The organism is Bacilli bacterium (assembly GCA_036381315.1).
Lineage (GTDB): Bacteria > Bacillota > Bacilli > Paenibacillales > KCTC-25726 > DASVDB01.
Genome location: DASVDB010000122.1, coordinates 1 through 10531 on the forward strand (window position 1 = coordinate 1; position 10531 = coordinate 10531).

Here is a 10531-nt window from a genome sequence, read left to right on the forward strand (position 1 = left end):
ACGGAGAAACGCTGGCGCAGGTTGCGGCGCAAGGTTTCCCGAAAATATCATATGGACAGGGAGGGAAACCGTTTGTCAAGACGCGCAACATGTATAGGTTCTTGCAAACGGCAGCAGCATGAACCGCAATCACCATAATAAACAGGCATCGCATGAAATCGAACGGCACCTTCACGAGCATGAAAGCCATGAGCATCGCGACCATCGCAATACCCATGAGCATCACGACCATCACCATGACCATGACCATGATCACCATGCAATCGGCCATGTGCATGTGGCGGGCGACAGGTTGAAACAGGCGATTGTGTTGGGTTTAATGGTGCTCGCCGCCGAACTGATTGGGGGCATCTGGGCAAATTCGCTCGCTCTGTTGAGCGACGCCGGGCATATGCTGACGGATGTCGCCGCGCTGATTGTCGCCTACTGGGCGATCCGCATGGCCAAAAATCCGCCCAACCCTTCCATGACTTACGGTTATCACCGCGTTACCATCCTTGCCGCTTTGTTCAACGCCTTGACGCTGATCGGCATTGCCGTTTATATCGGCTTTGAAGCCTACCGGCGGATGCTGCATCCCGAACCGGTAAAAGGCGCCGTATTGCTCATCGCGGCATTCATCGGCCTGATCGTAAACCTCTATATCGGCTTGCGGATGCGCGAGCATGCCGACAATATCAACATTAAAAGCGCCATGCTGCATGTGCTGGGAGATGCGGCGGCGTCCGCGGGCGTTATTGTCGCCGGCGTGCTCATGCAATTTACCGGATGGTATATCCTCGATCCGCTGCTGAGCGTAATGATCGCCTTGATCGTCGCCTGGGGCGCCGTCCGGGTGATTAAAGAGGCGCTGCCCGTATTGCTTGAAGCGACACCCGCCCATATCGAGTTTTCCGCCGTATCGGAAAGCCTGCTGGCCATTCCGAATGTCAAGGGCGTGCACGATCTGCATATTTGGAGTCTAACTTCCAACCGCAACGCCTTAAGCGCCCACGTTGTGGTCGATGGCGACATGCTTGTCAAAGATTCGCGGCTTTTACTGCAACAAATTGAAAAAAAGATGGCCGAGCATTTCCGCATCGGCCATGTAACCATCCAGTTCGAAGATGACGGCGGCGCGCATGAACAGGACATGTTCGCCATCGATCAAAATTGGCGGCACTAGCCCCGCCACATCAGCCACATCAGCCACATCATAAAGTCATGATATCAAAACCAGCCAAAGGTAGAGGCCCGTCAGCGTTACAAATAACGTTGGAATGGTAAGAACGACGCCCAACTTCATATATGTTCCCCACGTGACCTTGACGCCTTTGCGCGCCAAAATATTGAGCCACAAGAGTGTCGCCAGCGATCCGATCGGGGTCATTTTCGGGCCCAGATCGACGCCGACGATATTGGCGTAAACGAACGCGTCGCGCATGATTCCGTCGACACCCGTTCCGTCAATCGCCAACGCATTGATCATAACGGTCGGCAAATTATTGATCAGGGAGGAAAAAACAGCGGCCATAAATCCCGTTCCCAGTGTTGCGGCGTAAAGGCCGCCATCCGTTGCATCAGCCAGCCGAGCATCGCCGTAATGCCGGCATTTTGCAAACCGTAGACCACCACAAACATGCCAACGGAAAAAACGATAATGCCCCACGGAGCTTCCCTCACCAACTTCAACGGCCGAACGGCGCCGCTGTTTCTGGCCGCCACAAGCAGCAATATGGCGGCGGCTCCGGCAATAAGCGAAACCGGTACGCCAAAAAGGCTGCTTAATAAATATGCCGCAAACAACATGCCGAGCACGGCCCACGACAGGTAAAACAGCTTCACATCGCGAATGGCTTCGCGAGGCTGTTTAAGCGAGGCGAGGTCGTACGTCCGGGGAATAAACCGGCGAAAAACAAAAAGCAGCACAGCCAAACTCGCCGTTAGCGAAAATAAATCGGGAACAACCATGTATGCGGCATATTCGGCAAATCCGATGCCGAAAAAATCAGCCGAAATAATATTCGTCAAATTGCTGATAATAAGCGGCAGCGAGGTCGTATCGGCAATAAATCCGCCGGCCATGGCAAACGCAATCGCCGCCCGGTCGCCAAGCCCGAGCGAACGCACCATCATTAAAATAATCGGCGTCAACATCAGCGCGGCTCCGTCGTTGTTGAAAAACGCCGTGACCACCGAGCCCAACAGCACGCCGAGAACGAACATGTTCTTCCCGCTGCCGCGCGCCTGTCTGGCCACAACCAACGCCGCCCATTCGAAAAAGCCGATTCCGTCCAACACAAGCGAAATCAATACGGCGGCGATAAACGCCAGCGTCGCATTCCAGATGATGCCCACAACGGCCGCCACATCGGACAAACTGACAATGCCCGCCAGCATGGACAAAACCGCGCCCGCTCCGGCTGACCAGCCGACATGCAGCCCTTTCGGTTTCCAAATGACAAAAATCAACGTGATGACAAGAATGATTGCTGCGATAATCGGCATATTTCCTCCGCGCCGGGACACCGTGGTGTTTTACGAGAATCATGTAATCAATCGAAACGAAGCGCATCGATCGGCTTCAGCTTGGCGGCGCGGTTAGCCGGAAACATCCCGAAAATGACGCCGATCATCACCGAAAAGCCAAACGCGACCAGAATGACATCCGGGGAAAAGACACTGCTGATTTTCAACGCCCTGGAAGCGGCGGACGCGACGCCAATACCGATCGCGATCCCGATTAGCCCGCCGAATCCGCTCAAGACTATCGACTCTATCAAAAACTGCACGAGAATGTCGCGCGTTTTCGCTCCCAAAGCTTTACGGATGCCGATCTCCCGCGTTCGCTCCGTTACGGAAACCAGCATGATATTCATAATGCCGATTCCGCCTACGAGCAGCGAAATGCCGGCAATTCCGCCAAGCGCCAACGCCAACGTATTGGAAATCGAACTGACCGTATCCAAAATATCCTGCTGGTTCAGCACGCGGTAGCTGTCCGTGTCGCCGCGAAATATTTTCGCCAATTCGTTATCCAACTCGTTCACTACTGCATCCATATTATCGGCGTTATCCACTTGCACGTAAAGAGTGCGGATTCCTTTTGCCCGGAAAATGCGTTGAGCCGTCGTGACGGGTATCAGCACGCCATCATCGTCCGACCCGGCCAAGGAGCTGCCTTTCGGCGCCAAAAGCCCGACAACTTTAAAACGAATGCCGTTTATCAAGACCGATTGCCCCACCGGGTTGGCGTTGCCGAACAAATCGGTCGCCGTATTGGCCCCCAGCAAGGCCACCTTTTCATAAAATAACAAATCGATTTCCGATAAAAACCGGCCGACGGACACATTGACATTCCTTATCTTCGCATAATCCGGATTTGTGCCGGTCACGTTTACGCTTTTGCTCGTCGTGCCGAATTTTACCATGGCGTTTTGCGAATGGATCGGAGAAATGTATTGTACATTCGGCAGATTCGCAAACGACGCCGCTTTGTCATAATCGATCGTCGTGGCGGCGCCGCGCCCGATAATATTGACCGACAGCAAATTGGTGCCCAGGTTTTGAATTTGGTCCGTGACCGATTTTGTCGTCCCTTTGCCGATGGATACGAGCGCGATGACCGCCATCACTCCGATGATAATGCCAAGCATGGTGAGAACCGAGCGCAGTTTGTTGGACAGGATGCTTTTAAATGCCATTTTAAACGCTTGACCGATCTTCAAACGGTTCACCCCCGCCCTCGCTCAGTTTGCCGTCCTGAATCCGCACAACCCGTTTGGCTTGCGCTGAAATGTGCAAATCGTGGGTAATCAAAACGATGGTGTGCCCCTGGCTGTTCAGTTCCCGCATTAAATCCATTACTTCTTTGCCCGTTTTCGTATCCAACGCCCCGGTTGGCTCATCCGCCAGCAGGATCGGGGGGTCGCCCGCCAACGCCCGCGCAATCGCCACCCGTTGCTGCTGGCCGCCGGAGAGTTGGGCGGGACGATGACGCAGACGCTCTCCCAAACCTACTTTCTTTAGCGCCGCTACCGCCAATTCGCGCCTTTTTTTTGCCGGTAATCCGCGATAAACCAGGGGCAGCTCGACATTTTCCAACGCGTTCAATTTGGTCAACAAGTTAAACGACTGAAACACAAAGCCGATTTTCCGGTTGCGGATTTCCGCAAGTTTGTTGTCCCGCAAACGGCTTACATTCTCTCCATCCAGCCAGTATTCGCCTTCGGTCGGTGAATCCAGACAGCCGATCATGTTCATCAAAGTGGATTTCCCCGAACCGGAAGGGCCGACAACCGCCAGAAAATCCCCTTTGTAAACGGTCAGCGACACGTTGTCCAACGCCTTGACGATCCCCCCGCCCATCTTGTACAGCTTGGAAAGCTGTTCAATCCGGATGAAGGCTTGTTTGTCCGGAATCGTCATCGTCCGCCGCCTCCGCCATTGCCGTTACGCGAATTCATTCCGCGGCCGCCGCCGCCTTGCGGGCCTCTCCCGCCGCCATTTACCGCGCGTTGAAAGCCGCCGCCTCCGCCAAACCCGAAGGAGGGTCTGCCTCCCTGGAATTGCTGGTTGTTGTTTGCCGATGTTTGCGCAACTGCCGGCAGCAATACGGTATCTCCTTCCCGCAGGCCGGATACGATTTCGATAAAGTCTTCATTATGTATGCCGACTTCAACCGGACGAATATTACCTGCCCCCGCTGCACCGAACCCGCCATTACGGCCGGTATCCGCCGACTGCCGTTCGCTGCCGCCTTCGCCGCTTTCGTTGCCAGCGCCGTTTTTGTTGCTTTCTGGCAGCATTACAAAAAAACGATTTTGCAGCGCGTGCACCGCCTCGACCGGCAGAACCAGCACATTGTTTTTCTGCTGCAGCATGATGCTTGCTTCCGCGGACATGCCCGCTTTTACCCCCGTCGCCTCCGCCAATTGCAGCGTAACGTCGAAGGTGGCAACTCCGTTCGATGGCGTGCCTTCATCGGCAATTTTCACGACTTTGCCTGAAAAAACCTGATTCGGCAGCGCGTCAACCGATATTTTTGCTTCCTGACCGATTTTAACCTGCGGTATGTCCAATTCGTCGATGCTAACGACCAACTGCAGATGTTGATAATCGGCAATTTCGGCGACAGCCTGATTCGGGCCGATATCGTCGCCCACATTGACGCTCAGTTCTGCCAACGTTCCATCGATGGGAGCCGTTATCGGTTCGGGCTCTTCTTCCGATTTCAGCGACTCGATCTGTTTTTTGTTCGACTCGATATCAAGCAGTTGTTTTTTGATGCTGAGCATAATATTTTCGCGGGAAGAATCGTCTGTCGCAATCTTCAGTTTTTCCTGCAAATCCGAAAGGTCCAATTGCTGTTTTTGCAAATTGATTTCCGCCGCCTCGATTTGCGTGCTTAAATCCTGCCCTTCCAGCGAAATCAGGACGTCTCCTTTTTTAACCCGATCTCCGGCTTGAACATGAATCTCTTTCACTGTGCCTTTATCCGCCGGCGTGATCGTCTCCCGCGCCGCCGGCTGAATGCTGCCCGTGCCGCTTACGGTAACCGCCAAATTCCCTTTTTGCACGCGCGCCGTCGCTGGCCTGGCCGTCAAAGGCTTTTCCGGTTTGCGCATGTAGAAGCTCGCGGCGATAAGCCCGGCTATGACAATAACTGCAGCGGCAATGATCCACCATTTTTTGCCCATCCGCTTTTCTCCGTCCTTTCCTGTCGCATCTTAAACCATATTCCCGCCAGTCTAGTATACAGCATCAACCTTAGCCAAACCTGAAAAATAGCTGAAAGATTTCCGAATGTACTTATTGGCATAAAGCACCAATCACTTGCGCAAAATAACTCCACTATGAAACGCAAAAATGAAACGCCAAAACAAAAGCCAAAACGGCAGCAGGACGCATTTTCCACCGATTTGCAAACGAACCTGCAAACCTTGCGGAATATTTATGCCGATTGCTCCGATGTCATTTTCCGTACATTTCTGATCGGCGGAAAAACGGCCGCGGCCATCATTTTCATTGACGGTATGTGCAACATCGAGGAAACCAACCGGGAAGTGCTGTCTCCGCTGATGCACGACCAGAATCTGCCGGCAGGCGACGCGCAGGCGCTGTTGGACCGGATTGTACCGGTCATGCAGGCAACACAGGTGCAAACCGTGTCCCAATCGCTGGAGCAAGTTTTGGCAGGTTGTCCGTTGCTGTTGGTGGATCAGCTTGATTCCGGCATTTCACTCGGATTGCCCAAATTTGACAAACGCGGAATCGAGGAACCGAGCGCCGAACCGGTAGTGCGCGGACCGCGCGACGGATTTACGGAGACCTTAAATACCAACACATCCCTTTTGCGGCGCAAATTGAAAAGCCCGGCGCTGAAAATGAAAAGCCTGAAAGTCGGCCGTTACAGCCAAACAAAGATCATTGTCGCCTATATTGAAGGGCTTGCGGACAACGAACTGATTGCGGAAGCGGTGAACAGGATTAATCGCATCCAAATCGACGGCGTCCTGGAGAGCGGATACCTGGAAGAGTTTATTGAAGACGACCCGTCTTCTCCATTCCCGCAAGTATTGGCGACCGAGCGCCCGGATGTCGCCGCGGCAAGTCTGCTGGAAGGCCGCATCGTGATTTTGACCGATGGCACGCCGTTTGCACTGATTGCTCCCGTCTCCTTATATTCCATGCTGCAGTCAGCCGAGGATTACTATCACAGATATCTCATCGGAACATTGATTCGCTGGCTGCGCTACGGCTTTTTATTGATTGCGCTCCTGCTTCCGTCCGCATACGTCGCCTTGCTTACGTTTCATCAGGAGATGGTTCCGTCCACTCTGCTGTTAAGCATCGCCAAATCGCGGGAGGCAATTCCCTTTCCGGCGCTTGTGGAAGCATTGATTATGGAGGTCACATTTGAGGCGTTGCGCGAGGCGGGCATTCGCCTGCCCAAGCAAATCGGCGCCGCCGTCAGCATCGTCGGGGCTCTGGTTATCGGGCAAGCGGCCGTTTCCGCCGGATTGGTCTCCGCGCCGATGGTGATGGTTGTGGCCATCACCGGCATCGCCTCGTTTTCGATTCCTCGCTACAGCGCGGCTATCGCTTTTCGGATGCTGCGTTTTCCCATCATGTTTCTTGCCGGCACGCTGGGGCTTTTGGGCATTATGCTGGGCCTGATCGCGATCATCGTGCATTTGGCGTCGTTGCGTTCCTTCGGCGTCCCCTATTTGTCGCCGATGGCGCCAATGAAAAGGTTGGAGATGCATGATGTGCTCTGGCGCGCTCCATGGTGGATAATGCGCACGCGTCCGCATTTGACCAGCCAATACGATAAGTTCCGACAACCGCCCGGACAAAAACCGGATCCGGCGAAAGGCAGCGAATAGGAGGCCAGGGCCAAATGATCGAAAAAGGCAAAATTTCTTCGTTTCAAATGGCGATCATGATGCACCCGACCATATTGGCCACCGCGATCTTGTTAGTCCCGTCCATTACGGCGAAACACGCCAAACAGGATTTGTGGATGTCGCCGATATGGGCGGCAGTAAGCGGGATTGTCACCGCCTATCTGGCTTATCGCCTGTGTCAATTGTACCCGCAAAAAACGCTGATTGAATATTCGGAGGCCCTATTGGGGCGCTTTTTCGGCAAAGTGCTTGGTTTCATGTTTATTTTATTTTATTTCTATACGGACGGCATTGTTTTGCGGGAATACGGAGAATTTGTTGTCGGGACCTTTCTGCCGCGCACACCCATGATTGTCGTCATCGGAGCCATTACGCTCACCTGCGCGTTTGCCGTCTACGGCGGAATAGAGGTCATCGCCCGAAGTTCGCAGATCATCGTTCCGGTAGTGGTCTTGCTGTTTCTGGTCATTATCATCCTGTTATTGCAAGATTTGGATTGGAAAAACATGCTGCCGGTTTTTGAAAACGGGCTGGGGCCTTCCTTTAAGGGATCGATTGTGCCGCAAAGCTGGTTTTCCGAATATTTGCTTATCTCTTTTATGCTTCCCTATTTAACCGACCGGCAAAAAGGATTGAAATGGGCGGTGCTATCGGTATTAAGCGTGATGACCATGCTTGTGCTCGTAAACTTTACCGCGCTGTTTCTATTCGGCAAGCTTACCGGCACACTCACTTATCCGGTCATGGTCGCCGTACGCTACATCAGCCTTGCCAGTTTTCTGGAGCACCTCGAATCGATCGTCATGGCGATTTGGGTATCCGGCACATTTATTAAAATTTGCGTGTTTTATTACGCCATCGTGCTGGGCTCGGCCCAGTGGCTTAAGTTGTCCGATTTTCGCCCCATTGTGCTGCCGTCAGGCTTTATATTGATGACATTCAGCCTGTGGACCGCCGACAGCCTGCAAGAGTTGGTCACGTTTTTGGGAACGACCTTTCCTTTTTTCGCGCTGACTTTTCAATTGTTGATCCCGCTAATGATGCTGATTTTCGCCTTGTTTCGCCAAAAATTCGGGAAGGGAAAAGGAAAGATGAAAGCATGATGCGAATCGCGCTTCTTCTCTCGCTTGTAGTATTTTCCGCAACCCTGACCGGGTGTTGGGACCGCAAAGAAGTAAACGACATCGCGCTTATCACTGCGCTTGGCATAGATAAAAAAGGAAACCGCGTAGAAATAACCACGCTTGAGTTTATTCCCAAAGGCGGCGGGCAACAAGGCTTTGGCGGGGGCGGCGGAGAAAGCGGGGGCGGCGCGCAAAATCTAACCCTGGTCCGCTCCGCCGAAGGTTTGACTATCTCGGACGCCATTTCAAAGCTGCAAAAAAAAATCCCCCGGGTTATGTTCTGGGGGCTATGCGAAGTGTTTATCATGCATGAGGATATAGCCAAAGACGGGATCGCCGGGCACGTGGATTTTCTTTTCCGCCACCCGCAATTGCGGGAACGCTCGGAGGTATTCATCAGCAAACAAAAAGCCAAAGATGTGTTGAGCTTGATTCCGCCGCTGGAGCGCGATCCATCCGAGGTGTTGCGGGAACTGGCGGAGTTGAAAATCGGCATGCACGTTACGACAAAAGATTTGGCGGAAATGCTCATTGGCGAATCCGGCGCGCAGGCGGTACCCTATATCGAAATTCTCCCTCCGCAAGCAAAAGGGGCGGCAAGCAATCAAACGATTGCGTACATGACCGGGACGGCCATCTTCAAACACGGCAAAATGGTCGGGCGCATCGACGAAGCAACGACCCGGGGCGTTCTTTGGCTGCAAAATGCGATCAATATGGCGATTGTGACCATTCAACCGAAGGACGCCAAAGGATATGTTTCCATGAATTTGCTGAAAGCTCATTCGCGGCTCATTCCCAAAATCGAGAGCGGCAAATGGAAAATAACGCTCATCTTGGAAACGGATGACGATGTCGTCCAAAATACTACCGCTTTGGATATTCAGGATCCGAAGATTACAAAACAATTGGAGCAGGATTTGCGCAAAAGCGTCATCAACCGGGTAAACAGCGCGCTATCGCAGGTCCAGAAAAAAATGAAAGCGGATATTTTCGGATTCGCCGACGCGTTTCACCGCGCGTACCCAAAAGAGTGGAAAGAAAACAAAGACGTCTGGGATGACATTTTCCCGAATGTTGCGGTTTCCATCAAAGTGAAGGCCCATCTGCGCCGCCCGGGGCTAATCAACAAACCCGCGGGGCTTCCGGAACAAGAGGTGAAAAAATAGCCATGTTCGGTTCGCTGCTAGGCATAACGGCTTTCGCCGCGCTCATTGTAATCCTGCAATGGCCAATGGTTAAACAACAGCAAAAAAAAGAACGAGCGGCATTCATTATTTTTACCGCCATTGGTTGGAGCCTGTCCCTTCTGCTCGTGATCTTTCCGGAAATGCCCGGCCTGACAACCCTGGTCAATTTTTTGTATAAGCCGCTCGGATATTTATTGAAATGACGGTTCCATCAAGGCTGCCGCTCCAGTCTGCTTACGCGGGCCTGCAGATCGGCAATTTGCCGTTGCTGTTGACCCAACCTTTCTTCAATTTGCCCGACCGTCCGCTCCAGCCTTGTTACTCTTTGGCTAATCCCCACGATTCCTACAGGCGGCGGGAAACCCGCTCCCAGAGGCGCTGTCGGTATCCGCGGAATAAAAATGGTTTGCCCGGTAAAAAGAAACTGCGGATTCACCCCGGGGTTTGCCGCCATCAAGCTTTGCACGGAAACTCCGTGTTGCGCCGCGATCGACCAGAACGTGTCTCCGCTTTTGACAGTGTAAAACATGAACAACCTTCCTTTCCTGTACTGGTGGCAGAAAAATCACTTCACACATGGGTACATATCCCTTGGCGTATGATCTATGCCTACTGTATGCCCGATCGCCGCAAATGGTGAACAATCGGGACAGCGAAGCACGTTCAATCGCATAGCCGATATCACCGGTAAAATCGAGTAGGCCCATGAAATATTCATGGGCCTCTCACAGAACCGGACGTGCGGGCCATCGCATCCGGCTCCTCCGCGATTATCCCCTCTGGGGATGTCGTTCATTGTACATGTTCACAAGACTGCAAAGACCGATTT

General features: G+C 52.9%; 9 protein-coding genes and 1 pseudogene. 5 read left to right on the forward strand and 5 right to left on the reverse strand.

Going from position 1 to position 10531, the window contains the following annotated elements; genetic code table 11:
• Window positions 1-118 precede the first annotated feature (118 nt).
• Entirely contained in the window at window positions 119-1165 is a 1047-nt protein-coding gene (locus tag VF260_09170; GenBank protein HEX7057348.1) for a cation diffusion facilitator family transporter, read from the forward strand.
• A 36-nt stretch (window positions 1166-1201) separates the two neighbouring features.
• Here the strand turns inward: VF260_09170 and VF260_09175 are convergent.
• The 4 genes and pseudogenes from VF260_09175 to VF260_09190 all read right to left on the reverse strand — a co-directional run bounded on the left by VF260_09175 (window position 1202) and on the right by VF260_09190 (window position 5678).
• Window positions 1202-2487 (reverse strand): annotated as a pseudogene (locus VF260_09175) (arsenic transporter).
• A gap of 47 nt (window positions 2488-2534) precedes the next feature.
• Window positions 2535-3716 carry an ABC transporter permease gene (locus tag VF260_09180; protein HEX7057349.1) on the reverse strand — a complete coding sequence of 394 codons (1182 nt, stop codon included), beginning with the start codon at window positions 3714-3716 and terminating at the stop codon, window positions 2535-2537.
• Complete coding sequence (locus VF260_09185; GenBank protein HEX7057350.1) at window positions 3685-4407, reverse strand: ABC transporter ATP-binding protein; 723 nt, start codon at window positions 4405-4407, stop codon at window positions 3685-3687. The genes VF260_09180 and VF260_09185 overlap by 32 nt, the downstream gene beginning before the upstream one ends.
• Window positions 4404-5678, reverse strand: a complete 1275-nt coding sequence (locus VF260_09190) for an efflux RND transporter periplasmic adaptor subunit (GenBank protein ID HEX7057351.1) — start codon at window positions 5676-5678, stop codon at window positions 4404-4406. The genes VF260_09185 and VF260_09190 overlap by 4 nt, the downstream gene beginning before the upstream one ends.
• A gap of 156 nt (window positions 5679-5834) precedes the next feature.
• Between VF260_09190 and VF260_09195 the strand changes: the two genes are divergently transcribed.
• The 4 genes from VF260_09195 to VF260_09210 are packed head-to-tail and all read left to right on the forward strand — an operon-like array spanning window position 5835 to window position 9905.
• Complete coding sequence (locus tag VF260_09195) at window positions 5835-7367, forward strand: spore germination protein (protein HEX7057352.1); 1533 nt, start codon at window positions 5835-5837, stop codon at window positions 7365-7367.
• Between the two features lie 14 nt (window positions 7368-7381).
• Window positions 7382-8491 (forward strand): endospore germination permease, encoded by a 1110-nt coding sequence (locus VF260_09200; protein HEX7057353.1) that lies wholly within the window; start codon window positions 7382-7384, stop codon window positions 8489-8491.
• Window positions 8488-9681 carry a Ger(x)C family spore germination protein gene (locus VF260_09205; protein ID HEX7057354.1) on the forward strand — a complete coding sequence of 398 codons (1194 nt, stop codon included), beginning with the start codon at window positions 8488-8490 and terminating at the stop codon, window positions 9679-9681. Before VF260_09200 ends, VF260_09205 begins: the two co-directional genes overlap by 4 nt.
• Before the next feature lie 2 nt (window positions 9682-9683).
• Window positions 9684-9905 (forward strand): hypothetical protein, encoded by a 222-nt coding sequence (locus VF260_09210; protein ID HEX7057355.1) that lies wholly within the window; start codon window positions 9684-9686, stop codon window positions 9903-9905.
• Window positions 9906-9913: 8 nt separating this feature from the next.
• Here VF260_09210 and VF260_09215 read toward each other — a convergent pair whose 3' ends face one another.
• Entirely contained in the window at window positions 9914-10231 is a 318-nt protein-coding gene (locus VF260_09215; GenBank protein HEX7057356.1) for a LysM peptidoglycan-binding domain-containing protein, read from the reverse strand.
• Window positions 10232-10531 lie beyond the last annotated feature (300 nt).